Below are 26,303 nucleotides of genomic sequence, written 5' to 3'. Positions count from 1 at the left end.
GATTGAATCACCACCGCATGAAGATTCCTTGAAGCCCGGCAAGACCGGACGGCTTTGAATCCATTGGGAATTCAGTCGCTTACCGCGCCGCTGTCATCGAATGGTCATCAAACTGAAACATTTCCGCAAAGCCCGATCCGTATAGTCCGTCGCGTTTTTGCAATCGCCTGTTGGTTTGGACCAACAAACCCGGCTTCCCAGGCAAAGGTTGCGATAGCCATGAATAACAAACATCGGGGAAACATAATGAAATCGAAAATCCTGGCGAAGCCTCGCGCTTCGCGTCGCCCGCTCGTCGCGACCGCGATCGCCGCCCTCTCGGTGGGAACGGCGGCGGCGGCGGATACCGAGCTATTGGATGTGCTGCTCAAGAACGGCACCATCACCCAGACCCAATACCGCGCCCTGAGCCAGAAAGGCGGCAACCTCGGCGGGGCCGACCTCTTGGAAATCCTCCAGAAGAACGGCGCCATCACCAAGGACCAATATTCCAGCCTCAGTAAAAAACAAAGCGCCCCGGTGGCGGCGGCCCCGGCCAAGGCCGAGGACAAGGACGCCGCCCATGTGAAACTGGGCGAAAAAGGCCTGGAAATCGAGTCCAACGACGGCAACTTCAAAGCCAAGATCGGTGGCCGCATCCAGGTGGACACCCAGGTCAATTTCAACGACAACCACAACGGCCAAGCGGACCATGCCAATACCGACCTGGACAATGGCGTGGGTTTCCGCCGCCTGCGCCTGTACACGGAAGGTATCATGTGGAAGGACTACGAATACCGCTTCGAATACGACTGGGCCCGCAACGGCGGCGGTGTCAACGGCATCACCGACGCCTACCTGAAATACCTCCATTTCAAACCCTTCACCATCACCATCGGCCAGATGAACGAAGGCAAGAGCATGGAGTCGGTGATGAGCAACAACTACCTCACCTTCATCGAGCGCTCCCTGCCCAACAACGCCTTCATCGAATCCGGCCCCAACAGCAAATACCAAGTCGGTATCATGGCCGAGACCTTCGAAAAGGCGTTCAACATGCCCTGGACGGTACGCGGCGGCATCACCACGGAATCGGTCGGCGCCCCGGCCCCCGGCAACAGTTCCAACAACACCTCGGCGGGCAACACCAACCGCAACGGCTTCAGCGGCAACACCAGCTACCAACTCGTAGGCCGCGGCACCCTCGCCCCGCTCTATAGCAAGGAAGACGGCTATGTCCTGCATACCGGCGTGTGGGGTTCCTGGCGCAGCGTCAACAACAACTACAACGCCGACGGCACCTACCGCAACGGCGGCTGGCAATACCTGTCCCAGCCGGACACCGACATAGACCGCACCGCCTGGATCAACACCGGCAACCTGACCAAGGGCAACAAGGACGCGCCGGGTTCCTTCAGGGCCGACGAAGTCGCGATGTTCGGTGCCGAACTCGCGGGTTCCTATGGCCCGGTGCATATGGAGGCCGAATACATGCAAGCCCAGATCGCGGGCCAGGGCTATTCCAACCAAGACCTGTTACAAGGCTTCTACGTGCAAGGCGGTTGGTTCCTGACCGGTGAAAACCGCCCCTACGACGAGAAGAAAGGCACCTGGAACCGGGTCATCCCCCACAGCAACTTCCTGTTCGGCGATGGTTGGGGCGCATGGGAGATCGCGGCCCGCTACGACACCATGGACATGAACACCAAGCACATCAACGGCGGCTCCATCAACGCTGGAACCTTGGGCGTGAACTGGTACCTCACCCCGAAAGTCCGCTTCATGACCAACTGGGTACATATCTTCGGCACCCAAACCGGATCGGCCGGGAAATGCACCACCAGCGCGACCGGGAACGATACCATCGGCTGCTTCAACGGCCTGAGCCCGGATATCTGGGAAACCGCGGTCCGCCTCGACTTCTAACCGGAACCACCCGGCGGCATCCCCGCCGGGCTTCCCCTCCGCCACGACACCCCATAAACTCAGCCCCCCTTCAATCCACCGAGGTTTCGCATGAACAACAAGCTCCTGATCGCCAGCGCCCTCGCCGCCGGCTTGGCCCTGACCCAAGGCGCGGACGCCGCCGAGGCCGGCCGCGATTACATCAGCATCGTCGGCTCCTCGACCGTCTACCCCTTCGCCACCGTGGTCGCCGAACAATTCGGCAAGGGCGGCAAGTTCAAGACCCCCAAGGTCGAAGCCACCGGCACCGGCGGCGGCATCAAGCTGTTCTGCGGCGGGGTCGGCGTGCAATATCCCGATATCGCCAACGCCTCCCGCGCCATGAAGAAGACCGAGTTCGAGACCTGCCAGAAGGCCGGCGTCAAGGACATCGTGGAAGTGAAGATCGGTTTCGACGGCATCGTCGCCGCCCAGTCCAAGAAATCCAAGGACAAGCTGGAACTGACCCGCAAGGAACTCTACCTCGCCCTCGCCAAGCGCGTGCCCGACCCCGCCAAGCCGGACGGCGACGCCCTGGTCGAGAATCCCTACAAGACCTGGAACGAGATCAACCCCAAGCTCCCGAACGTCAAGATCGAAGTCCTGGGTCCGCCCCCGACCTCCGGCACCCGCGACGCCTTCGCCGAACTGGCCCTGGAAGGCGGCTGCGCCCAGATTCCCTGGATCAAGGCCAAGAAGGAAACCGACGACGCCTGGTTCAAGAATGTCTGCATGACCGTGCGCGAGGACGGTGCCTACATCGAGGCCGGCGAGAACGACAACCTGATCGTGCAGAAACTGGAAGCCAACCCCACCGCCGTCGGCATCTTCGGCTACAGCTTCCTGGACCAGAACTCCGACAAGCTGCTGGCCGCCCCGGTCGATGGCGTCGCGCCCAGCTACGAGCATATCGCCTCCGGCAAGTACGCCATTTCCCGCCCGCTGTTCTTCTATGTGAAGAAAGCCCATGTCGGCGTGATCCCCGGCATCGAGGCCTATGTGACCGAGTTCACCAGCGAGAAGGCGTTCGGCGAGGAAGGCTATCTGGCCGACAAGGGCTTGATCCCGCTGCCCGAGGCCGAGCGCAAGCATATCGCCACCGCCGCCAAGAAAATGACCCCGATGACGATGAAATAAGCCGCGCCACTTCCGGTCCGGCATGAAAAACCCCGCCTAGGCGGGGTTTTTCGCGTTTCAGGATTTACCCAGGGGCGGCGGGATCGGATGGATGGTTTTTTGATAGGAAGCCAGGATGCGCTTCACATAGCTTTGGGTTTCCTTGTAGGGCGGCACACCCTGGTATTGCTCCACCGTGCGTTCGCCCGCGTTGTAGGCGGCCAAGGCCCATTCCACCTTGCCCGAGAAATGCCGCAGCAGCCAATGCAGATAGGCCGTGCCGCCGCGGATGTTCTGTTCCGGGTCCCAAATATCCTTGACGCCGAAGCGCTCCGCCGTGGCCGGGATCAACTGCATCAAGCCCTGGGCGTTCTTGGGCGAGAGCGCCGAAGGATTGAAGCCGGACTCGGCCTGGATCACCGCCATCACCAACTCGGGATCGATGGAATAGACCGGGGCGATGCGCTCGACCCAATCCGCCACCGCGCCACGATGGGGATTCTTGCGCTTGAGGGTGGCGGTCACCACCGGGGGCGGCGGCTCGGGCTGGCAGGCCGGGTCTTCGGCGGCCTGGACCGTGCCGTAATGAGCCACCATCCGCGCCGCGTAGGCATCGCCGGCCTTGGCGGCGCGTTTGAACCAGCCCACCGCCAATCCGGCCTGGCGTGGCAGGCCGCGCCCGTTGAAGTACATCCACCCGAGGTTGTACGCCGCCATGGAATCGCCCAACAGCGCCGCCTTGCAATAGAGCTGGTAGGCTGCGGCGTAATCCTGCCGGACGCCCCGGCCATGCTCGTAGAGCGCCGCCTGTGCCCGCAAGCCCGCCGCTTGCTGGATGAAATCCTGGGCCGCGGCATTGCCCGCGACCAGCCCGCCCAGCAATAAATATCTGAATAAAGCCACATTTCCCCCGTTCGCCAAGGTGTTCGGTGCGGGGGAATTTAGCAAACTCGGGGATAAACCGATACGCGCCCGGTCAATGCCCGAGCTTTGGCCATAGCCCGGATGCAGCGATAGCGGAATCCGGGCTACGGGATGGACTTCAACCACCGCCGAGCTCCCGCCAGCGGAAGCAATCCACCAGGTGGTCGTTGACCATCCCGACCGCCTGCATGAAGGCATAGCCAATCGTGGTGCCGACAAAACGGAAACCGCGCTGTTTCATGTCTTTGCTCATGGTGTCGGATTCGGGGGAACGGGTCGGTATCTCGGCCATGTCCTGGAAAGCGTTGTGGCGCGGCCGCCCGTCCACGAAGCGCCAGAGGTAGGCGTCGAAGCTGCCGAATTGCTCGCGGACGGCCAGATAGGCGCGGGCATTGCCGATGGCGGCTTCGATCTTGAGCCGGTTGCGGACGATGCCCGCATCGGCCAGCAAGGCGGCTGTTTTGGCCGCGTCGTAGCGGGCCATGCGCTCGGCGTCGAATTGGTCGAACGCGGCCCGGTAAGCCTCGCGCTTGCGCAGGATCGTGGCCCAGGACAGGCCGGCTTGCGCCCCTTCCAGGATGAGGAACTCGAACAGCCGCCCATCGTCGTGCAGCGGCGAACCCCATTCGAGATCGTGGTATTGCCGTTCCAGCGGCGTGCGTTCGGCCCAGGGGCATCTTGGCATAGGAAAAGTCTCGTGCTGCTTATGAATCCACCGTGGGCCAGCGGCTCCACACCGGCACCAGCCCGGCGGGCAAAGGTGGCAAGCGTCCCAGTTTGAGCCAATGATGGTCGGGGCTGTGGAAATCGGAACCCACCGAGGCCAGCAAACCGAAGCGCCGGGCCAGATCAGCGCTGGCCTGCACATCGTTGGGCGCGGCCACGCCGGAAACCACCTCGATCCCCTCCCCGCCCATCGCCTTGAATTCCGCCAGCAGCCGCCGCAGCCAGCTTCCGGTGAGCTGATAACGCCGGGGATGGGCCACCACCGCCACCCCGCCCGCCGCGCGTATCCAAGCGATGGCCTCGGCCAGATCGGCCCATTGCGTGGCGACATAACCCGGCTTGCCGTGGCCCAGATAGCGCTTGAAGGCATCGCCCGCATCCCCGGCCAAGCCCTGCCCGGCCAGATATTGGGCGAAATGGGTGCGGGTCACCATCCCCGTCCCGGCCTGGGCCGACACCGCCTCGAACACGCCGGGAATGCCATGTTTGGCCAAGCGCCACCCGATTTCCACGGCGCGTTCATCGCGGACGATCCGCAGCCGGGCCAAACCCGCCTGCAAAGCCGCATGGTCCGGGTCGATATTGAGGCCGACGATGTGCAGGGTCTTGTGCTGCCAAGTCACCGAAACCTCGACCGCCGGCACGATATGGATAGCCAAATCGGCGGCGGCGCTTTGGGCCTCGGCCACGCCCGCCGTGGAATCATGGTCGGTCAGGGCCAGCACTTCGATCCCGGCCAGGGCGGCTTGGCGGACCAATTCGGCGGGCGCGTAAGCCCCGTCGGAGGCGGTGGAATGGGCGTGTAAATCGTAGCGGGGCATGGTTCGATCCAAGTTCATCGCCTCCGGCCGGCACCTAGCGCTCATCGCCATGCGAAGTCCGCCACATCGAAGCCAACAACCACACGCCCCCGACCCCCGCCGCCGAAAATCCCAACACCCCCAGGGCGGGCAAACCGAACAGCAGCGGCCCGCCGTTGACGGTCATCACGATGGACGAGCCGATAATCAAGGACGCCGTCACCATGCCCACGGTCAAGCGGCTGGCGGCGCGGTCCATCAACCCGCCGAAATGCGCCAGTTCCGGCATATCCACATTCACCTTCACCGCCCCGGCCCGCAACAAGCGCATGACCCGGCGGATATCGGTGGGCAAGCTGCCCAGCAGCGCCAGCACACTACTGAGATTGCGCTGGGCGTGGCGCATCAGGACTTCCGGCTTGTGGCGCTCCAACATGGCCTGGCTCAGGCGCGGCGCGACCTGGCTCACGATATCGAAATCGGGGTCGATCTGGCGGCCCATGCCTTCCAGGGTAATCAGCGCCTTGAACAGCATGGTCAGGTCCGGCGGCAGGGTCAGCCGGTGTTCGCGCATCAGGGCAGTCATATCGCCCAGGATATCGCCCAGCCGCAATTGCCGCAGCGCCACGCCGTGGTATTTGTCGATGAACATGCCGACCTCGGAAATCAGCCGCTCGGTGCTGGGATTGCCCTCGTCGGTCCAGTCCAGCAGCACATCCACCATGGCCGGGGCGTCGCGCACCACGATGGCGTTGAGCAGGTCCACCACCTGGGCGCGGCGGACTTCGGCCAGGGAACCCACCATGCCGAAATCGATGAAGGCCAGCCGGTTGCCGGACAGGTAGATGAAATTCCCCGGATGCGGATCGGCATGGAAAAAACCGTCGATCAACACCATCTTCAGCACCGCGTCGGCCCCGCGCTGGGCCACGAGCTTGCGGTCCAAACCGGCGATGTGCTGGGTTTGGAGGCTGCGGCCCGGAATGCCGTCGATGTATTCCTGGACATTGACGCGCTCGCCGCAATATTCCCAGAACACCTTAGGCACGACGATCTGGGCGTCGCCCGCGAAATTATTGGCGGCGCGTTCGGTATTGCGGGCCTCGGTCAGCAAATCCAGCTCGTTGCGCAGCGAAAGCTTGAACTGACGCAGGATTTCCTGGGGATGGAAGCGGCGGGCGTCGGCGAATTCGCGCTCGATGATGACCACCAAGCGTTCCAAGAGGCGCAGATCGGCCTCGATGGTGGGACGGATGCCGGGGCGGCGGATTTTGACGATGACCTGCTGGCCGTCCGGCAACACCGCCCGATGCACCTGGGCGATGGAAGCCGTGCCCAGCGGGCTGGGATCGATGTGGGCGAACACCTGGGACAGGGCCGCGCCCAAATCTTCCTCCAACTGTGGACGCAACGCCTCGAACGGCAAGGGCGGCACCCGGTCGTGCAGCTTCTCGAATTCGGCGATCCATTCCGGTGTGAACAAATCCACCCGCGTCGAGAGGATTTGGCCGAATTTGATGAAGGTCGGTCCCATGTCCTCCATCGCCTTGCGCACCCGCTGCGGCGGGTCGAGGTGCAAGAGTTCCTCGAAGCGGGTCCAGTGCAAGGCCCGCCCGGCCCGCTCCAACACCGGCTCCATCCCCAGCCGCCGCACCACGTCGCCGAAGCCATAGCGGATCAGGATCGAGGCAAGGTCGTGCAAACGGCCCAGGTCGCGCATGGCGCTCAAGGTTTCCAAGATCATCCTAGGGTGGTCCTCGTGCTGGGTGGAACCCGCCGCCTTGGGCGGTGACGCGATCCGGGGGATTGAAGCAGGTGGGCCGGGACAAACCGACCGGGGAAGGCAGGCCGGGCGGCCATCGGCTCGCGCCCCGCCCGCGGCCCTGGGAGCGGGCCGGGGCTTAGGGGAGTTTGCCTTGCGGGCGCGGCGGAGTGCGCTTTTGTTCGGCTTCCTCGGGCAGGATGATGTTGAGTTCGAGGATTTCGCGGCTATCGTCCTGTTCCATGGTGACGGTGATGGCGTCCTGGTCCACGTTCACATATTTACGGATCACCTCGAGCAAATCCCGCTGCAAATCGGCCAGATAATCCGGCCTATTGCGCTGCGAGCGTTCATGGGCCACCAGAATCTGCAAGCGCTCCTTGGCGATGGCCGCGCTGGTGGGCTTGGAACTCCGAAAATAATCCAACAAGCCCATGGTCAGCCCCCCCCGAACAAGCGGCCAAACAAGCCTTTCTTTTCCTCTTCGACGAAACGATGGGGAACATGCTCGCCGAGATAACGGCGCACCACATCCGAATAAGCCTGCCCGGCATCGCTCTTCTCGTCGAGGATGACCGGGGTGCCGGAGTTGGAAGCGTTCAGCACCGCCTTAGATTCCGGGATCACGCCCAGGAGGTGGAGCGAGAGGATTTCCTGCACGTCCTCGACGCTGAGCATCTCGCCGAGCTTCACCCGCTGCGGCGAATAGCGGCTGAGCAGGAGATATTCCTTGATCGGTTCCTGGCCGAGTTCGGCGCGGCGCGACTTGCTGGCGAGGATGCCCAGCATCCGGTCGGAGTCGCGCACCGAGGAGACTTCCGGGTTGGTCACGACGATGGCGTCGTCGGCGAAATACATCGAGAGATAGGCGCCGCGCTCGATCCCGGCCGGCGAATCGCAGACCACATACTCGAAGGTTTCCGACAGTTCGTTCAGCACCCGCTCGACGCCGTCCTGGGTCAGCGCGTCCTTGTCGCGGGTCTGCGAGGCCGGGAGGATATAGAGGTTCTCGCAGCGCTTGTCGCGGATCAGGGCTTGGTTCAGGCTCGCTTCCTGGTTGATGACATTGACGAAGTCGTAGACCACCCGCCGCTCGCAACCCATGATGAGGTCGAGGTTCCTCAGCCCGATATCGAAGTCGATCACGGCGGTGCGATGGCCCTTGAGCGCCAAGCCCATGGATAACGCGGCGCTGGTGGTGGTTTTGCCGACCCCGCCCTTGCCCGAAGTTACAACGATAATTCTTGCCACGCCTAACTCTCCAGATTCCAAAGATTTTTTGCTTATAGCGGATCGATGACCAAGGCGTTATCCACCAAATGGATGTGGGCCGGTTTGCCCCAGAGCGCCGGGTCGATGTTTTCGCTGATTTTGTATTGTGTGCCGATGCCCACCAGTTCGGCTTGTAGGTCGGCGCAGAAAATCCGCGCCTCCGGGTTGCCCTGTACCCCGGCCAGCGCCCGGCCCTTGAGCCTGCCGTAGATGTGGATATTGCCATCGGCGATGATCTCGGCCCCGGCGCTGATCTGGGCGCGGACGATCAGGTCGCCGCCCTGGGCATAGACGCGCTGGCCCGAGCGCACCGGCTGCTCGACCAGCTTGGTGGCGGGCTGGGATTTCGGGGGTTCCGGGCTTTTGGCGGCGGGGCGCGGCGCGGCTGGGGCAGCGGTTTCCTTGCCATCGGCCAGCACCGCCAGTTGGGCGGCCTGGGCGGCGGAATGCTGGGCCGGGTTGCCACCGCGCACACCGGCCGGCATCAGGTCGAGTTTCCGCAACAGCTTGAGCAAGGCCGGGAAATCGATTTTCTCGCGGTCAGGATCGAGTTCGGCCAGATCGAGGACCACCGGGGCGTAGCGGAAAAATTCAGGGGCCCGCCGGAGCTTCTCTTCGAGCTGGACGTTGACGGCGATCAGGTCGGCGGTGAAAAGCTTGAGGATGGGCAGGGTGATGGCACCCGCCCGGATGTCCAGCGCGGCGGAGGGTTGTTGCGGATCGGAGTTTTTCGCGGCCATCCTGGGGATACGCGGGATCGGTGGGGTGGGTTCGGGTCGGTGGCGCATTCTATCATCGCGCTTACCGCCGCGTAACCGTAGGCCCGGTCCCTGCCGGTGGGGAAACCAGCGGTTAGACCGGGGCGGGTCGCAGGCGATATGCTTTGCGCCTTTATTGCTTCCCACTTCCGCCATGACCGCCACCGAACCCCACGGTCCTTGCATCTTCATCGTCGGCTGCGGCGACATCGGCCAGCGCGTGGCCCGGCTGGAACTCGCCGCCGGGAATAGCGTGGCGGCGCTGGCCCGCTCGGACGATTCGGCCCGGACGCTGGCGGCGCGGGGCATCGGCCCGGTCTGGGGTGATTTGGACCATCCCGATACCCTGAACCAACTGCCCGCCGCGCTGGCAACCCTGTATTACTTTGCCCCGCCCCCGCCCACCGGCGGCGACGACCCGAGGCTCCGGGCCTTGCTGGCGGCGCTTCCCGCCCCGCCGGAGCGCGTGGTCTATATCAGCACCAGCGGCGTCTATGGCGATTGCCAAGGCGCTTGGATCGACGAGGCCGCCCCGCTCCAACCCCGGACCGACCGCGCCCGGCGGCGGGTGGCGGCGGAATCGGCCCTCCTGGCTTGGAGCGGACGCCAGGGCGTGCCCTGCATAATCTTGCGGGTGCCGGGGATTTACGGGCCGGGGCGCTTGCCGGTGGAACGCATCCGCCAGGGTGTCCCTGTGGTCCATCCCGCGGAAGCGCCCTATAGCAACCGCATCCATGCCGACGACCTCGCCGCCGCCTGCCGCGCCGCCGCCCGCCAGGGGCGGCCCGGCGCGGCCTACAATCTCAGCGACGGCCATCCCACCACCATGACCGATTATTTCCAGCGGGTCGCCGACGCACTGGGCCTGCCCCGCCCGCCCCTGGTGAGCCTCGCCGAAGCCCGGCGGACTTTTTCGCCCGCCATGCTGTCGTTCCTGGAAGAATCGAAACGCCTGGACAACCGGCGGATGCTGGAAGAACTAAGCGTGGTGTTACGCTACCCGGATTTGGCCAGCGGCCTCCCCGCCTGCTTGGCGGAAGTATGAGGCCTGGGGCGGGCTGGATTCGGACCCTACCCGACACCTCCGGGCGACAGACCGGCCAACACGCCATCGCTTTACCTGCCCCCGCTTTTCCCGTAATTTGCTGGCCACTCCAAACCCCGGAACCCAACCCACAGCAGGTGCGAAGATGAGCCATTTTCCCGATGATTTGAAATACGCCAATACCCATGAATGGGCCAAGCTGGAAGACGGCAACACGGTGCGGGTCGGCATCTCCGATTTTGCCCAAAGCGAACTGGGCGATGTGGTGTTCGTCGAATTGCCCGTGGTGGGACGCAAGGTCAAGGCGGGCGAAGCCGTGGCCGTGGTCGAATCGGTGAAAGCGGCCTCCGATATTTTCAGCCCCGTGTCGGGCGAGATCGTCGCCACCAACCCCGCGCTGGCCGACACCCCGGAAACCCTCAACGAAGACGCCTACGCCGCTTGGCTGTTCGTGGTGCAGGCCGACGCCACCGCCGAACTGGACCAACTCTTGAGCGCCGCGGCCTACCAGGAAGCGGTGGAACCGGGCTAAGCCCGGCCTCGCCACATCCCTAGCTTTTCACCCATGCCCTTCATCCCCCACACCCAAGCGGATATCCAAGCGATGCTGGCGGCTTTGGACGCCCGCGCCATCGACGATTTGTTCGATGAAATCCCGGCGGCCTTGCGGGCCGACACCGATGCGGACCCCACGCCCGGACTCAAGGAAATGGAGATCGCCCGGCTCATGCGCGAACGGGCCAGGATGAACCGGCCACTGCTGTGCTTCGCGGGCGGCGGTGCCTACGAACACCACATCCCGGCGGCGGTGTGGGCGGTGGCGGGCCGGGGCGAGTTCTACAGCGCCTACACGCCCTACCAAGCCGAAGCCAGCCAGGGCACCCTGCAAACCCTCTACGAATACCAGAGCATGATGGCGGGCCTGACCGCAATGGAAGTCGCCAACGCTTCGCTGTACGACGCGGCTTCCGGGCTGGCCGAAGCGGTGCTGATGGCGGTGCGGGCCAACCGTGAATCCCATGCGCGACGGGTACTGGTGCCACGCAGCGTGCCACCGGTTTATCGCGCCGTGCTGGCGAGCATCGTCCAGGCCCAAGCCCTGGAATTGATCGAACTGTCCTACGATCCCAACACCGGCTGTACCGATCTGGCCGGCCTCGATGCCCACGCGGCTGGCGATATCGCCGCCGTGGTCATCCCCCAGCCCAATGGCTTCGGCGGTTTGGAGCCGGTGGACACCCTGACCGATTGGGCCAAAGCCCACCACGCCCTGGCCGTCGCCCTGGTCAACCCCACCGCCCTGGGCCTGCTCAAACCGCCCGGAGAATGGGGCACGGCGGGGGCCGATATCGCCTGTGGCAGCGGCCAGCCTTTGGGGATTCCACTAGCGGGTGGCGGGCCATATTTCGGTTTCCTGTGCTGCCGCAAGGCGCTGGTGCATTCGATGCCGGGACGCCTCGTGGGCCACACCGTGGACCTCGCCGGCCAACCCGGCTTCACCCTCACTTTGCAAGCCCGCGAACAGCACATCCGGCGCGGACGGGCCACCTCCAACATCTGCACCAACCAAGGCTTGATGGTCACGGCGGCGACGATCTATCTGGCCCTGCTGGGAGCGGAAGGCTTGAAACAGGTCGCGCTGGCCTGCCATCACCAAACCCGCGCCTTGCTGGCAACGCTGACCGGCATCGCGGGCGTGGAACGGGTGTTCGCGGAGCCGTGCTTCCATGAGGCGGTCTACCGGACGCGGCTTCCCGCCACCACGGTGTTGGAAGGTTTGGCGGAACGGGGCATCCTGGGCGGGGTGGACCTATCGGGGGCTTATCCCGAGTTGGGCGCGGCGATTTTGACCTGCGCCACGGAACTCAGGACCGAAGCCGATATCGCGGCCTACGCGGAAGCGCTGCGGGCGGTCCTGGCGGACTAGGGCATTTTCGGTTTGGGTGTACGGTGCCGAGGGAAAGTTGGAGTACGAGCTTCAAAAACCTTATACCGCACCGATACCCCTTCCTTTTTATCCGCTCATTGCCCGGATAAATACAGCAAATCCAACCCGCAGGGTAGATCGTTCAAATAGTCGATGGCCTCGGCCACATAGGCGCGGGGAATAATCGAGCCATGCTGGGGCAAGATCGCCATGATATCGACCTCCCGTAGTTTGCGCGTGAATCCCCGGCTGGCCTTGTTGCTCGCCATATAGTCGGTATGGAACATTTCCATTTTGAACGACAAGGTATTGAAATCGTCGCTGACCAGGGTCCAATCCATACCCACCGCAGCCCAAATATCCCCCGAAAACAGGAATCCCGAAGCGGTATCATAGCTCGTGAAAGCACCGGGGAAATGTAGGAAAGGCGCTTCGATAAAACGCAGGCGGGCACCCGAGGAAAATTCAAGCACGGGTTTCTCGACGATATCGACCGCTGGATATTTGAGCTTCCCGTAATGCGGCAAAAGAGCGTGGGTACGCGTCGAGCTATACACCTTAATATCCGGGTGCAGGTCCAGCCAATCCACCATCGAGGCGGCCACATCCGGGTCTTGATGGCAAAGCACCATGCCCTTGATCCGCCCGGTGGGCATGATTTGCTCGACCCGCTGTTTGATTTGGGAAAACCCTGGCCTGCCACCGGGATCGACCAGATATCCCTCTCCGCCATCCTCGATCAAGTAAACATTGCAGCGGAAAGCCGTATCCTGCTCGATCCCCAGCCAATATATGGCGTGGTGGCCATCCTGGAACAAGCGGGTCGGGATATCGGGTGCCGGTTTGTTGTGGGCATAATCCAATAAGTCGATACGGTTCATGGCGATACTCCGGCGGTAGATAATCAACGGGTGGCCTGATACAGCTTGGTATACTCGCGGCGCAAGGTTTCGTAATTCCGGTTCAGACGGTCCACCAGCTTGACTTTGGCTTCCAATTGCTTGGTCAAATCCCCCTTCTCCTCGGCCAGCCTATCCCGCTCCTGCACGATTTTAGGCAGCGATTTGCGATAGTTCTGGACGGTCAATTGCAGATTGCGGACTTGTTGGCCTAGGGTTTCGAGCTGCGGTGCCATATTGCCTTGGGCGCGCTCCAAGGAATAAGCCATTTGTTGCAATTCGAAATTGCTCTTTTCGATATCGGCCAGCAAGGGTTGCAATTGACCGCCGCGGTCCATCTTGACGACGGATTCGAGATTGACCCGCAGGTTATGATGGGCTTGCCGAACATCCTCGCACTTCCGTTTGATATCGGCGGTGACATCGCGGGTCGCGGCCAGGAAGGTCAAGCCTTGGTTATGCTGGGACAAGAATTCCGCAAACGCCGCATCCCATTCCTGGATATCGGCCCGCTCCATGTCGTCATCGGTGGGTTTGCCGGCTCCTTGGTGCGTCTCGGCGGGCAAGGCTGCCAGCCGCCGGGCTAACAAATCAAATAGTGCGTGGATATTGGCGAAAATATCGTCCCAAGCCTCGACATCGGCCAACCGCAAATCGGCGAATGGCGGCAACAACGCGCTGAGGCAGGCAGCTTCGGCCTGGCGGAATTCGGGATAGCGCAAGGGATCCTTTTGGACGGCCTCGATGGATTCGGTGAGATGTTCGGCCACCTGCCCGCAAATCCGGATCAACAATCGCCGCTCCGAACGCAAGCGCCACCAACGGTAGCCGAAAAACCCCATCAGCCCGAGGCTGACCAGCAGGGCTTCGGCCAAGATATAAATCCAGACATAGTCGTTTTGGTTCATGGCATGGGTCCTGGACGGCGCGGCGGGACGCCGTGTTCCGTGGATTTCCGCGCCGCACGTAAGGCCAAGGTCTGCTGTTTATCCTGGCCCGACCGGTACTTCCAAAACCAAATGCCGCCACCCACCAAGGCCACCAGGACCAGGTTCAGCGCGACGATCCAGCCCAGGCCGCTCAGCGAGGGATCGCCCGCCGTGGGAGGAGGTGGCCCAGGTACCGGAATCGAAGCAGTAGGAACCGGGGCGGGCGGTGACGGCCCCTCCTCGCGCGGTGCCGCCGGTGGCGGGATGGCTGCGGGTTCCGCCGCCAAAACAGTCACCGACATTTCCCGGCGGCGCTGGAATACCGGGTTTTCCGCCAAGGCCGCCAGCCGATAGTCCCCTTCCGCCGCGAAGCGCAATCGCCCGTGGAATTCCCCAGGATGTCCGGTCTGGGCATCCGGCAGCCAAGCCAAGGGTTCCAAGGACATCCCGGTTTCGCCATGGCCCGTGACCTCGATTTTCAATCCTTCCAATAACCGCTGATCGGACACTGGCTGGCCGCGATAACTCAGGCGCACGGTGATTTCAACCGGTCGCCCCGCCCGGACCGGCGGATGAACTTCCATACCCAGGTCCAGATCGCTATCCAAATAGGCTTTTTTTTCGCCCGCCGCGCCGAGCATCCGCCAAGTTCCCACGGCGGGGCGCGGCACGGTGATCCGGTCGAAAAGACCATGGTGCCGCCATTCCAAACCCAGCGCCTTATCCTGCCCGTCGAATTCTTTGCCACTGGGATCGACCAGCCGAATCCGCTCCCGTTCCGAATCCCGCTCCACCAAGAGCTTGAGTTCCCGGACTGTCTTATCGACCGCCACTTGCCCGTCCCGTACCGGTATCGACAAAGGCTGGTCGGTTTCTTCGAACAAGCGGATAAACGCTTTGTAAATATCGGCCACCCGTTCCGCCCGCAGCGCCCGACCGCCGGTGGCTTCGGCGATGCGCCCGAGGAAGGCCAGATCGGCTTCGGGCGAGAAGGCCACGCAATAAACCTTGATCCCGACGGCGCGGAACTCGGGGAGCAACGCCAAAATCAGCGCTTGGGCCGTATTGTTGGCGGCGGCGTCCCCGAGATCGAGTTGACCGTCCGAGAATATCACCACCATGCGCCGGGTATCCGGCGGGGCGGCAGCGACGATCAGGTCCTCATAGGCCAACCGCAGGGCCTCGCTGAAATCGGTGCGCTGGCCGTTCATGGGGAGCGCCTGCGCCAGCCGGGACAACCGTTCCCGGACGGCGGGCCCGGACCCGGCGGTGAGCGGCAGCAAGGTCTCGGCCCGCCCGGCGAAACCCATGAATTCCAGCCGGTCATCCTTGCCGAGCAGGTCGGCGAACAATTCCACGCCCTGGACGCTATCGCGGTTGGGATCGGTCCTTTTCATGCTGCCGGAGTGGTCGAGGGCCAATATCACATCCACCGGGGCGGCCTGGACAGGGCCACCGAACAGGGCGGCCAGCACCGTGATGCAGCAGGGAAGGTATATGGGCTTCATGGCGGCGGGCCTTCCATAGCGGATGGAACCAAGGTCGCCATCAGGGCGTCCAGATCGGCATCGGCGTAGCGGCCATAACGGATTTCGACCAGGAAAGGCAGAGCATCGCCGTTGCCATGCCGGTAATGCTCCCTGGCTGTATAGGTTTCCACCGCCCCGCGCAGCAAGCTTGCAATCCCTTGGCGATGAGTTTCATGATCCAGCGGCATGAGCAAATCCAGCCAAACCATGCCCAACAAAGCCTCCTCCCGATAACCCAGGAATTGGCAAAGGGTTTGATTGGCCTTTTGCAAGCGGCCGGAACGGGGATCGACGATCATCAGGCCGATAGGCACCCTATCGATCCCCGCACGCAACCAAGCGCCCTGACGGCGCGATTCCTCCTGGACACGGCGGCGTTCGCTAATATCCAGGGCGGAAGGAACCAAGTATGTCACCTGCCCCTCCGCATCGAAGATGGGCGTGATTCCGAAATCGATGGTCGCGCAGTCGCCGGGACGGTACTGTATTTGGGTATCGTAACGGACCGTCCTGCCTTGGGCGGCCTCGGCCAATGCTTCACGCAGCCGCTGCTGGCTCGCTTCCGAAGCGCTCCACCAAGGGGTATCCTCGAAAGGCCGACCCTGCACGTCTTCCAATCGCAGCCCCACCGTTTCCAGCGCGGTGCGGTTAATGTCGATCACCATGCCCTCGGGCGTCAGGATGCCGGCATAGATAAACAGGCTGTCGAGCAACTGACGGAATTCTTGGGCTTGGCGGTCGAGGCCACGGGTCCTGCGGCGTCGATCCATTTCCATGGCGAGTCGGCTGGCGATCAAGCATAGATAGATTTGCCAGGACCCTATATCCGGGCGGGGCGCGGTATCGGCCAACAACAAGCCACCGAGCGGTTCGTTGCCTATCCACAAGGGCATGGCGATGAAAGACCGTCCACCGAGTTGGCGCAACCCCTCGCAGCCGGCATCGCCGCCGTTCCTGGCGAGGTCGGTTTCGTACCAGGAGGTGCCACGGGCCGAGACGGTGGCGGTGATGGATTCGCCGACAGCCTGCGGAACCGGGTCGGAGGCGATGGAACAGCCCAGGGACTCCATCCGCTCGGTCATGGGGTTATAAAGATCGATACAAACCATCGGAAACTCCAGACGTTGCGCGAGGAGTTCGGCCACCTGCCGATAGGGTTCCGATGCCTGGCGATGCTTCAGGAATACCGCCGAGATCAATTGGATGGCCTCGTTGGCGATCTCGTTCAAACGGCGTTCGGTGATATCGAAGACGATCCCGTCCAACCGCTGGGGTCGGCCGTTGGCGTCGAACACCATGCGGCCTTGGATATTGATCCAGCGCCGGTGGCCATCCAGGCGCATGATCTGGTAGTCGCCGCCCAGCGTCCCGGTCAATTGGGCTTGGTTCAGATCATCCATGAGTCGAACCCGGTCACCGGGAAGCAACATGTCCCGCCATAAGCCGGGCTGGGCAAGCATAACCTCCGCCGCGTAGCCGGTCATACGCACTATCGAAGGATTGGTATAAACAAGATCGAAGCTGTAGGGGTCCAGCGACCAGACGACCCCATCGATATTATCCAGCATGGCACCTAGGCGGTCGCGGCTGGACCGCAACGCCTCGCGCTGGGCGAGGAACTCCAACCCGCGGGTGGTGTTTTCCGCCAAGCGCTCAAGGAACGGTTCGACATGCCGGGAGAACGGTTCGGGTTGGCCGCCGAACAACAACAAAGCCCCCGTCAAGCCCGGTTCCCCGGCTATGGGTACCGCGGCGTAGCACCCGAACCCCGTCAGGGGTGTTTCGCCCAGCCAAGGCAAACGGAATACCAGTCCGCGGGCATCGGGGAACCAAGCGGGTCCACCATCGCGGGCGCATCGCACCTCGTCCGCCACTTCCCGGATGGTTCCCCGGTGCGTTTGGTCCACCGGCAAGGCTCCCGGATGGTTGCCGAAATAGGCCAACAACATCGACTCGCCATTCCGTCCCATGCCGCCATAGGCACAAGCCATCGCAAACCCACCATGGCGGACCACCAAACGGCAGATTTCCCCCAAAAACCCGTCCGGCCCGACCTGCGATAAGACGCAGGGATTGCAGCGGCTCAGCACCCTGCCCAGTTCGGACAGGCGGCGGATTTCAGCCTCCACCCGGCGGCGCTCGCTGATATCGCGGATGACGCTTTGCATCAGCAGGACATCGCCATAACCGATGCGACGGGTGTTCACCTCGACCGGGAAATCCCCGCCTTGCCATGAACGGTGCAGCGTTTCGAAGCGCGCTTGGCCTTGGTCCACGGCTTTGTTCCATTCCGCCTTGGCAGCGGCGCGTAGCTCGGGCGGGACCAAATCCAGCAACGACAGGCCGCACAAAGCTTCGTGGCTTTGGCCATAGGTGTCGATGGCGCGTTGATTGGCATCGCGGATATTCCCATCGCCGTCGGTCAATAAGATGATATCGGTGGCATCGCGGGCCAGGTCGTCCAAGCGCATGGATAGGATGGCCCGCTTGGCCCGCTCCTCTTGATAGGCCGACTCCAAGGCATAGCGCCGCCTGCGCCAGGCCAGCGCGGTGGCCGTGCCCGCCGCCAACATCAACGCCAGACAGGTCCCGGTAACGATGGCGGCGTCGCGGCGGGCCGGGGCATCGATCTCGCCGACATCGACCTTGGCGATCAACCGCCAAGGCGTGCCCGCGATGCCGGTAATGGATGCCAATACCGGCACTCCGCGATAATCCTGGCCCGCGGCGATGCCTTGCTGGCCTTCGACGGCACGCACGGCCAGCAACGCCTGGTTGCTCAAGGGAAAACTCAGGTTGAAAGCCGCATCCCGATGGTGCCGCAAGGCATTTAGGAACAACACCGAACCGGCTTCGCGGCGAACCAGCACGGTTTCAGCGGAACCGCTGGGCAGCGGCCAGGATTGGATCAAGGGGAACAGGAATTCGTTGGCGGAAGTGGTGAAGGCCAACACGGCGACCGGGCGTTCGCTATCCAGCCCGCTGAGCGGTGCGATGAAATCCATATTGACCTCCGAACCGGCCCCCTTCACCATCCGGTACAGATCGGAGAATTGAACCTGCCCGCTGGCCATGGCCATGCGGCTCAGTTCCACGAATTGGGGCGACAGCGCGGGTTCCGCCCCCACCCGCAACCGCACCCGCCCTTCGCCGTCCAACAATGTCACGCTGGTGTAGCCAAGGAACTCCTTGATGGTCCATAAGCGCTTTTCGATCTGCCGCTCCTGGGAGCGGTCCTTGCCATTCCCCGCCAACCATTGCACGACGACTTCCCCGAAAATACTGCCCTTGCGCCAAGTCATGGCGGCCCGGCGGCGTTCCCCGAGCCAGGCTTCGATTTGTTGCCGCTTGAAGTCGGCGATGGCGGCCAGTTGGTTTTCCTGTATGGCGCGGTATTCCAACCGTTCATGGCGGTAGAAAGCCCAACCGAACACACCGATCAATGTGGCGATCCCCAGGAAAATCCCCAGCGGAATCCAAGGCCGAGGCCGTAACTTGGCATCGGGTGTTTCGTCTTGAACCTGACCGGGATGAGCAGCCGGAGATAAGCGCCCATCGCTATTTCCAAGCTTTCTTCGATGGTGCCACCAGAACACGGCGGCAAACAACACGGCTGCGGAACCCCCCTCCCACCACCAGCCAAGTGCGATGGCATCGGTGAACGTCCCGGCGAAGGCGGCATGAGATAAGGCCATGCCCGCACTGCCTACCGCCAGCGCCAGGAGATTCAGACCAGTTCGGGCTCTCATGCGGGGCTATCCCCTATATGCCTGATTAATAAAAGATATTTATTGTGTGATGGGCCAAGGCGGTCATGCTCGTACACAGTATAGGCAGATTTTCAGAACCCCCCGGCACTTGCCAAGCCAAGGTCGAGCGGGGGTTTCCATGGGCGGTTCGCGGCGGTACCGGCGAGAATTTCGCGGTCCTTGCCCATCCATCGTCGCCACAGCCGCCCGGATAGCCCATTCCGCAGGGCTCTGAAAATCCACAGCGGGCTTGACGCCTCCCGAACTTCTTTCTGCCGGGCCGGCTCCGAGGGTTGGGCCGGGAATAACTTCCCCATATCGCCTTGGAGTACCAACTTCGGTTGGCACGCACCGGCCCCGCGCAAACTGAGGTTCGCACTCCAGCGCGTTTTTATCCCCAGCGGAACCGGGAAGTTGCTTTCGGCCAAACCCCAAAGCTTGTTCCCGCCCATCCTCCATCCAGGCCATCATCCAGCGAGGCAAGCATGTTCCCATTGCGCGACGAGAATCCCACCCTGGGCAGGCCGCTGGCCTTGCTCATCATCATCGGACTCAACATTTTCAGTTGGGTCTTCATCCAAGGCTTGGGCGCGGACGAACCCTTGGCCCGCTCATTATGCGAACTCGGCTTGATTCCGGGCGACCTCCTGGGCCGGGTGCCGCCCGGCACCGTCATCCCGCTGAACGAGCATCTGGGCTGCGAATTGGAGGACGAAGGCTCCCTGCCCACCCTGTTCACCCATATGTTCCTGCACGGCGGCTGGTTCCACATCATCGGCAACCTGTGGTTCCTGTGGGTGTTCGGCGACAATATCGAGGATTGCATGGGACCGCTGCGGTTCGTGGTGTTCTATCTCCTGTGCGGGCTGGCGGCGGCGGCGCAAATCCTCTCCGACCCGGCCACCACCGCGCCCATGGTCGGGGCTTCCGGGGCCATCGGCGGAGTAATGGGCGCCTACGCCCGACTCTATCCGCACGCCCGTATCCATACCTTGATCTTCCTCGGGTTTTTCGTCACCACGATTTCGGTGCCCGCCATCGGGATGCTGGGCTATTGGTTCATCCTGCAATTGGCGGGCGGGATGCCGGGGCTGCACGGCGCGGGCGGCGGCGTGGCGTTCTGGGCGCATGTGGGCGGCTTCCTGGCGGGCTTGGTCCTGGTCGGGCCGATGCAAAGACCGGGTTATCTGGCCGAGCATCGGCGGCGTTTTTTCGGCGGTTATCGCTGGTGAGCGGGACCGGGCCGTAGCCCGGCTGCGGTGTTAGCGGAATCCGGGCGACGGCGATGCCGTGCGGGAAGCGCCGAAACTCAGCGTCAACATCTGGGCGGCGCGGGGGCCATGCTATGATCCAGGCTCGTCGCTCCCAGCCCGCCGCCATGACCATCCTGATACAGTTCATCCACCCCTACCCCGAACGCTCGCGGGCCAACCACGCCGTGCTGGACGCCCTGCGCGACCTGCCCGGTGCCCGCGTCAACGATCTCTACGCGCTCTATCCCAATTTCTACATCGATATCCAACGCGAGCAAGCCCTCTTGATGGAAGCCGATGTGGTGCTGTTCCAGCATCCTTTCTATTGGTATAGCTGCCCGGCCCTGCTCAAGGAATGGATCGACGTGGTGCTGGAACAAGATTTCGCCTACGGTGCCAAGGGACTGGCCCTGCGCGGTAAACGCTGGCTGCACAGCGTCACCACCGGAATGCCCGCCACCGCCTACGCGCCCGACGGCATCAACGGCATCGCCGTCGCCGAATTGCTGAAACCCTTCGAGCTGACCGCCTGCTTCTGCGGCATGACCTGGCTGGAACCCATGATCTTCCATGGTGCCTACGCCGCCGACGAGGCTCAGATGGCCCGCTACGGGCAGGCGTTACGGCGCAGGCTGGAAACCTTGGCCTAGCCGCGACGGGGCGGATCGCGGCCCGCCGCGGCCGGCTTAAACCAAACCCCCATGCAGCGCGGCCATGGACCCACCCGGAGCCTTGGCGGTATTCCAGTGCCCGCAATGACACCGGACGGCGGGGATTGATGGCGGTGGAACCGGCGCGGCGCATGGCTTTTGGATTCCCAAGCCCGCTAATCCGCGATTTTCCTCCCCCAACCCACGAGGCCATGCCATGACCCACGCCCTCCCGCCCTTCGCCGGTCCAAACCACTCGCTCTCTTTGCTGGGCAAGGTCGAAGGAGCCGAAAAGCTATTGCTCTCCGGTCCCCGCGACCGCGCCGCCGACCTCGAAAGCGCCGTCACCTTCTTCCTGGAATTCCTGCGCGGTTTCGAGAGCTTCGACCTCGAAGCCCCTTGCGTCACGGTATTCGGCTCGGCCCGCTTCCCCGAGGACCATCCCTATTACCACCTGGCACGGGCCACCGGACGCGCCCTGGCCGAAGCCGGTTACGCCGTGATGACCGGCGGCGGTCCCGGCATCATGGAAGCCGCCAACCGCGGCGCGAAAGAAGCGGGCGGCCTGAGCATCGGCTGCAACATCAAGCTGCCCTGCGAGCAACAGCCCAATGCCTATCTCGACAAATTCATCGAATTCGAGCATTTCTTCACCCGCAAGCTGATGTTGGTGAAATACTCGCGGGCTTTCGTGATCCTGCCCGGTGGTTTCGGCACCTTGGACGAGGCGTTCGAGGTCATCACCCTGATCCAGACCGGCAAGCTGGAAGCCTTCCCGGTGGTGTTCATGGCGCGGGAATTCTGGGGCGGGCTGGGCGACTTCGCCCGCGACATCCTGCTGGAGCATGGCTGCGTCGATGCGGAGGAAACCTATTTCCTGCATGGCGTCGATTATCCCGAGGACACCGTGCGCATCATCCGGGCGGCGGAAGCCACGCTGGGCTGAGGGTTCCGCAAACGGTCGCTAAACCCGGTGGCAAATGGTTAAATCCACCGCCGATCCGGGGGTTATGCCCCGGCCCGCCTACCCGATCCACCCTCGCCCAAGGAGCGACCCATGACACCGAGCCTCATCCGCGAATGCCCCATCGACACCTGGGAAACCGCGCCGGACGGACAGCACTGGACCGAATGCTTGGAAACCGGCCAGGTGCTATATCTGCCCCGGCTGGCATTCACGGTCGGGGAGGCCGAGCGGCGCTTCCTCGCCGAAAGCTGGACCGACGGCAAGGCCAAGAACATCAGCCTGCGCGGGACCGAATTGCGCGGCGCGGTCGGCACCCCGGACGAAGTCGCGGCGCTGCAAGCGATGCTGACCCGCTTTTCCGACGGGGCGGAACGCTTGGTCCACGGCCTGTTTCCGGGATACCGCCCCTACCTGCGGCGCGGTTTCGCTTCTTATCGCACGGTGAAGGCGGAAGGCCGCGAGACCAGCTGGCGCAAGGACGATTCCCGCCTGCATGTGGATTCCTTCCCCTCCAACCCCACCGGCGGCAAGCGCTTGTTGCGGGTGTTCGCCAATATCAATCCCGAGGGGAAACCCAGGGTCTGGCGGGTCGGCGAACCGTTTGAGCCGTATGCCCGGACATTCCTGCCCCTGACCCGCCGCCCCTGGCCGGGATCGGCCTGGGCCTTGGAACGGCTGGGCCTCACCAAATCCCGCCGCAGCGAATACGACCATCTCATGGGCCAGTTGCACGATCTCGGCAAGGCCGACCTGGATTATCAGGCCCAGGCAGCGCAGGAGACCTTCGCCTTCCCGGCGGGCAGCACCTGGGTCGTCTATTCCGACCAAGTGCTGCACGCGGTCCTATCCGGCCAGTTCATGCTGGAACAGACCTTCTATCTGGAGGTGGCACACCAAGCCCGCCCGGAAACCGCCCCGCTCAAGGTGCTGGAACGGCTGACGGGGCGGCGGCTGGTATCCTGACCGCGAGGGGCGCATCGCCCTGGGAGGCTGGATGCCACCGCCCATCCCGGCTACGGTTGCAACATGGCGGTGGAAGCGTAGGATGCGCCGGACAGGAGCGCATCGACCGTCCCAGCCTCCACCGCTTCCGGTGCCCACCACCGGCCCCATTCCTTGATTCCGCGAGCAACGCCATGACAGTGACCCCAACTTCGATAGGAGAGCGCTCCGCCCTATGCCGGGCCATGCTCATCGCCCTGGCCTTGTCACCGACCGGATGCGGCGGGGAAGACCGGACGGCGGGTGCCAAGCCACCGGCCCAGACGCCGCCCGCCCAGGCGGTGGCCAACCCGCCGCCGACCGCGGCCCCACCCGCCGCGGCTCCGACCCAGCCCCCGCCGCCCGCCGCCCCGGTCCAAGCGCTGTCGGATTTGGAATCCCTGGTGGCCCCCATCGCGCTCTATCCCGATCCGTTGTTGGCGGAGCTGCTGGTCGCGTCCACCTATCCCTTGGAAGTGGTGCAAGCCGCCCGCTGGTTGGATTCCAAGCCCGACCCCGCGAGCCTCAAGGATCAAACCTGGGACGCCAGCATCCTGCGTTTGGCGGAAGTGCCGCAAGTCCTCAAGATGATGAACGACCATCTGGACTGGACCACCCGTTTGGGCGATACCTTCCTGGCCCAGCCGGAAGCCTTGATGAACGCGGTCCAGGAGTTGCGCCGCCGGGCGCGGGCTTCGGGCTTCCTCAAGGACTCGCCGCAGCAGAAGGTCACGGTGAAGGCCGAGGCGGCGACGCCCGCCGCCGGGATGCCCCAGGTGCAACCGGCGGTGGCGAAGAAAGAAGTGGTCTACATCGAACCGGCCAAGTCCGACACGCTCTACGTGCCCCAATACAACCCGCAGCAAGCCTATTCCGCCCCGCTGGCCCCGCCGCCCGCCTCCGCGCCGACCACGGTGGTCAACAACTATTACCCCGGTGCCGCGCCCGCCACCGCCACCACCACGGCATCCAGCACCGATCCATGGCTGACTTTCGGGGCGGGCGCCTTGGTCGGTGGCTTGCTAACCTGGGGCATCATGGAATGGACCCACAACGACAACGATTGGCATGGCGGCTATTACGGCGGTTATTACCCGCCGGTCAGCCACTATTACGGCGGGACGGTCTGCCGCAACGGCACCTGCTGGAACAGCGGCGGCGGCTACGACCGGGGCAACGTGAATTACAACAAGAACGTCAATGTCTCCGGCAACGAAATCAACATCGACCGTAGCCGCAGCATCAACCAGGACCAATTGGCGAACTGGAAACAAGGACGCGAAGGCTGGACCCCCGACGCCCGCCACCGCCGCGGCCAGCAATATCCCGCCGCCGCCCGCGAGCGTTGGGGCGCTATCCAGCAGCCGGGTTTGGCCGGGGACCGCCTAGGCTCGGCGCAGACCTTGCCCGCCAATGTGCGGGGTTTCGGGCAAAGCCCGGACCGTCCGGCCAGTTTACCCGCCGGGCAACGCCCATCGGCGGAGCAAGTCCGCCAACGCCTGGGCCAGGATACCCAGTTGGAACAAAAGTTCGGGTCCAAGCTGGCCCAACCCAACCGCCCGGCGGCGACCACCGATATTCCAAAACGGCTGGACCCAGGCCACCGGCCCAGCGCTTGGGAAGGTCTGGCCGACACCGGCAACGGACGGCAGGCACGGGCGGAAGAACGCCGCGGCGCGGCCAGCCGGGAGAAAGCCCAACCCAAGGCGGGCGAACGGCCCCGGCGGGAGTCCGCGGGACGACAACCCACAGCCCAGGCCGAAACGGGATCAGCCCGCAGCAAGGTCCAGGAACGGCGGGCCGAACCCGCCCAGCGGCCCGCCCAGGGCCAGCGTGATTCCAGCCAGTTCCGCGACAACCAGAAACGCGCTGAAGCCGCCCGGCCCAATGCCTTCGAGGGTGCCCGCGACAACGCCCGGATGCAGGATTTCTCCAAGCGCGGCGCGGCCAGCCGCCAGAATCTCGCCGCCGCGGGCGGTGGGGCGCAAGGCGGCGGTGGGCGTAATTTCCAGGGCGGGGGCGGTGGAGGAGGCCGGTTCCAAGGCGGCGGCGAGGGCGGTGGACTCAGAGGGAGGCGCTGATGATCCCTCCCATGATCCCGGCCCATTCCAGCACGAACACCCTATCCGAGGACCACACCATGCACCGCAAGCTCCGCACCGCTTTATTCGCGACCCTGGCCCTGATTCCGCTCGCCGCCCATCCCGCCCCGGACAGCCCGGCGGTGCCAAGCTTCCCCACCCCCGACGCGGCGGCCCAGGCCTTGCTGCAAGCCGCCCGTTCCAGCGATCCCAAGGGCTTGGACGCCTTGTTCGGTGCCGAAGGCGCGGCCTTGCTGTCTTCGGGCGATCCGGCGGAAGATCAACGCAACCGCGAGGCTTTCATCGCCAAGGCCACGGCCCAGCTCTCCACCGAAACCGCCGGGCCGGATCAGGCCGTCCTCTACGCCGGTCCAGACCATTGGCCCTTCCCCATCCCGCTGGTGAAAACCGCCGCCGGTTGGCACTTCGACGCCGCCCAGGGCCGGGAGGAAATCATCAACCGCCGCATCGGGCGCAACGAGTTGTACACCCTGGGCGTGATCAACGCCTATGTGGAAGCCCAGTTCGAGTACGCCAATCTCGACCACGACGGCGAGACGGTGGCCGAATATGCCCAGAAGCTGGCCAGCAGCCCCGGCCAGCACGACGGGCTGTTCTGGGAGGAGGAACCCGGCCAACCGTCCAGCCCGATGGGACCGCTGGTGGCCGAAGCCCGCGCCGAAGGTTATGGCAAGGGCGCGGGCCAATCCGTCCCCTACCATGGCTATTACTACCGCATCCTGACCCGCCAAGGCCCGGACGCGCCCGGCGGCAAATACGACTACATCATCAACGGCAATATGATCGCCGGTTTCGGCCTGGTGGCTGTTCCCGCCGAGTACGGCCAATCCGGCGTCATGAGCTTCATCGTCAACCACCAGGGCAAAATCTACCAGAAAGACCTCGGTCCCAAGACGGCGGAACTGGCCCAGGATATCAAGGCATACAACCCCGGTCCCGGCTGGGAGCTGGTGGCGACCGGCGAATGAGCGGGCCGGGCGGGTCCGCCGCC

At 63.8% G+C, this 26,303-nt stretch carries 22 protein-coding genes; 11 read left to right on the top strand and 11 right to left on the bottom strand.

The window, feature by feature from the left end:
* Positions 1-246 precede the first annotated feature (246 nt).
* A complete protein-coding gene (locus tag B9N93_RS01180) occupies positions 247-1,905 on the top strand; it encodes an OprO/OprP family phosphate-selective porin (protein ID WP_176225081.1) in 1,659 nt (552 codons plus the stop codon).
* A gap of 90 nt (positions 1,906-1,995) precedes the next feature.
* Positions 1,996-3,060, top strand: coding sequence for a PstS family phosphate ABC transporter substrate-binding protein (locus B9N93_RS01175; RefSeq protein WP_085210134.1), 1,065 nt, complete (start codon positions 1,996-1,998; stop codon positions 3,058-3,060).
* Positions 3,061-3,117: 57 nt separating this feature from the next.
* Here B9N93_RS01175 and B9N93_RS01170 read toward each other — a convergent pair whose 3' ends face one another.
* From B9N93_RS01170 to minC, 7 genes are all read right to left on the bottom strand, one after another.
* Positions 3,118-3,942 (bottom strand): transglycosylase SLT domain-containing protein, encoded by an 825-nt coding sequence (locus tag B9N93_RS01170; RefSeq protein ID WP_254899314.1) that lies wholly within the window; start codon positions 3,940-3,942, stop codon positions 3,118-3,120.
* A gap of 139 nt (positions 3,943-4,081) precedes the next feature.
* Entirely contained in the window at positions 4,082-4,648 is a 567-nt protein-coding gene (locus B9N93_RS01165; protein ID WP_085210130.1) for a DNA-3-methyladenine glycosylase I, read from the bottom strand.
* Positions 4,649-4,667: 19 nt separating this feature from the next.
* Positions 4,668-5,510 (bottom strand): PHP domain-containing protein, encoded by an 843-nt coding sequence (locus B9N93_RS01160; protein ID WP_085210128.1) that lies wholly within the window; start codon positions 5,508-5,510, stop codon positions 4,668-4,670.
* A gap of 34 nt (positions 5,511-5,544) precedes the next feature.
* The gene (locus B9N93_RS01155) at positions 5,545-7,233 is read right to left on the bottom strand and encodes an ABC1 kinase family protein (protein WP_085210127.1); all 1,689 of its coding nucleotides are present in this window, start codon (positions 7,231-7,233) and stop codon (positions 5,545-5,547) included.
* 157 nt (positions 7,234-7,390) lie between these two features.
* Positions 7,391-7,687: a cell division topological specificity factor MinE gene (minE, locus tag B9N93_RS01150; RefSeq protein ID WP_085210125.1), complete on the bottom strand. Its 297-nt coding sequence runs from the start codon at positions 7,685-7,687 to the stop codon at positions 7,391-7,393.
* A 2-nt stretch (positions 7,688-7,689) separates the two neighbouring features.
* Positions 7,690-8,502 carry a septum site-determining protein MinD gene (gene minD, locus B9N93_RS01145; protein ID WP_085210123.1) on the bottom strand — a complete coding sequence of 271 codons (813 nt, stop codon included), beginning with the start codon at positions 8,500-8,502 and terminating at the stop codon, positions 7,690-7,692.
* A gap of 32 nt (positions 8,503-8,534) precedes the next feature.
* On the bottom strand, positions 8,535-9,263 hold the full coding sequence (gene minC / locus B9N93_RS01140) for a septum site-determining protein MinC (protein ID WP_085210121.1): 729 nt from the start codon (positions 9,261-9,263) through the stop codon (positions 8,535-8,537).
* Between the two features lie 172 nt (positions 9,264-9,435).
* On the opposite strand from minC, the gene B9N93_RS01135 reads away from it, so the two are divergent.
* The 3 genes from B9N93_RS01135 (at position 9,436) to gcvPA (ending at position 12,253) form a co-directional block, all read left to right on the top strand.
* Positions 9,436-10,326: an SDR family oxidoreductase gene (locus B9N93_RS01135; RefSeq protein WP_085210119.1), complete on the top strand. Its 891-nt coding sequence runs from the start codon at positions 9,436-9,438 to the stop codon at positions 10,324-10,326.
* A gap of 145 nt (positions 10,327-10,471) precedes the next feature.
* On the top strand, positions 10,472-10,858 hold the full coding sequence (gene gcvH, locus B9N93_RS01130) for a glycine cleavage system protein GcvH (protein WP_085210117.1): 387 nt from the start codon (positions 10,472-10,474) through the stop codon (positions 10,856-10,858).
* Between the two features lie 33 nt (positions 10,859-10,891).
* Positions 10,892-12,253, top strand: coding sequence for an aminomethyl-transferring glycine dehydrogenase subunit GcvPA (gcvPA, locus tag B9N93_RS01125; protein ID WP_085210115.1), 1,362 nt, complete (start codon positions 10,892-10,894; stop codon positions 12,251-12,253).
* Between the two features lie 95 nt (positions 12,254-12,348).
* Here gcvPA and B9N93_RS01120 read toward each other — a convergent pair whose 3' ends face one another.
* Genes B9N93_RS01120 through B9N93_RS01105 form a run of 4 tightly spaced genes read right to left on the bottom strand, consistent with a single transcriptional unit; the run spans position 12,349 to position 19,359 of the window.
* Positions 12,349-13,134 (bottom strand): oxygen-binding di-iron domain-containing protein, encoded by a 786-nt coding sequence (locus B9N93_RS01120; RefSeq protein WP_085210113.1) that lies wholly within the window; start codon positions 13,132-13,134, stop codon positions 12,349-12,351.
* Between the two features lie 23 nt (positions 13,135-13,157).
* Positions 13,158-14,060, bottom strand: a complete 903-nt coding sequence (locus B9N93_RS01115; protein ID WP_085210111.1) for a hypothetical protein — start codon at positions 14,058-14,060, stop codon at positions 13,158-13,160.
* Positions 14,057-15,589, bottom strand: a complete 1,533-nt coding sequence (locus tag B9N93_RS01110) for a vWA domain-containing protein (protein WP_085210109.1) — start codon at positions 15,587-15,589, stop codon at positions 14,057-14,059. The genes B9N93_RS01115 and B9N93_RS01110 overlap by 4 nt, the downstream gene beginning before the upstream one ends.
* The gene (locus tag B9N93_RS01105) at positions 15,586-19,359 is read right to left on the bottom strand and encodes a PAS domain-containing protein (protein ID WP_085210107.1); all 3,774 of its coding nucleotides are present in this window, start codon (positions 19,357-19,359) and stop codon (positions 15,586-15,588) included. Before B9N93_RS01105 ends, B9N93_RS01110 begins: the two co-directional genes overlap by 4 nt.
* A gap of 485 nt (positions 19,360-19,844) precedes the next feature.
* Here B9N93_RS01105 and B9N93_RS01095 point away from each other — a divergent pair, with 485 nt between their 5' ends.
* From B9N93_RS01095 to B9N93_RS01070, 6 genes are all read left to right on the top strand, one after another.
* Positions 19,845-20,591: a rhomboid family intramembrane serine protease gene (locus B9N93_RS01095; RefSeq protein WP_085210103.1), complete on the top strand. Its 747-nt coding sequence runs from the start codon at positions 19,845-19,847 to the stop codon at positions 20,589-20,591.
* Positions 20,592-20,737: 146 nt separating this feature from the next.
* Complete coding sequence (locus B9N93_RS01090) at positions 20,738-21,262, top strand: NAD(P)H-dependent oxidoreductase (protein ID WP_085210101.1); 525 nt, start codon at positions 20,738-20,740, stop codon at positions 21,260-21,262.
* 217 nt (positions 21,263-21,479) lie between these two features.
* Positions 21,480-22,208: an LOG family protein gene (locus B9N93_RS01085; RefSeq protein WP_085210100.1), complete on the top strand. Its 729-nt coding sequence runs from the start codon at positions 21,480-21,482 to the stop codon at positions 22,206-22,208.
* Between the two features lie 111 nt (positions 22,209-22,319).
* Positions 22,320-23,192 carry a Kdo hydroxylase family protein gene (locus tag B9N93_RS01080; protein WP_085210098.1) on the top strand — a complete coding sequence of 291 codons (873 nt, stop codon included), beginning with the start codon at positions 22,320-22,322 and terminating at the stop codon, positions 23,190-23,192.
* 173 nt (positions 23,193-23,365) lie between these two features.
* Entirely contained in the window at positions 23,366-25,291 is a 1,926-nt protein-coding gene (locus B9N93_RS01075) for a DUF3300 domain-containing protein (protein WP_085210096.1), read from the top strand.
* Positions 25,291-26,280, top strand: a complete 990-nt coding sequence (locus B9N93_RS01070) for a DUF2950 domain-containing protein (protein ID WP_085210094.1) — start codon at positions 25,291-25,293, stop codon at positions 26,278-26,280. The genes B9N93_RS01075 and B9N93_RS01070 overlap by 1 nt, the downstream gene beginning before the upstream one ends.
* Positions 26,281-26,303 lie beyond the last annotated feature (23 nt).

This window comes from Methylomagnum ishizawai (genome assembly GCF_900155475.1).
Lineage (GTDB): Bacteria > Pseudomonadota > Gammaproteobacteria > Methylococcales > Methylococcaceae > Methylomagnum > Methylomagnum ishizawai_A.
This window is presented reverse-complemented; position numbering and strand designations above follow the sequence as displayed.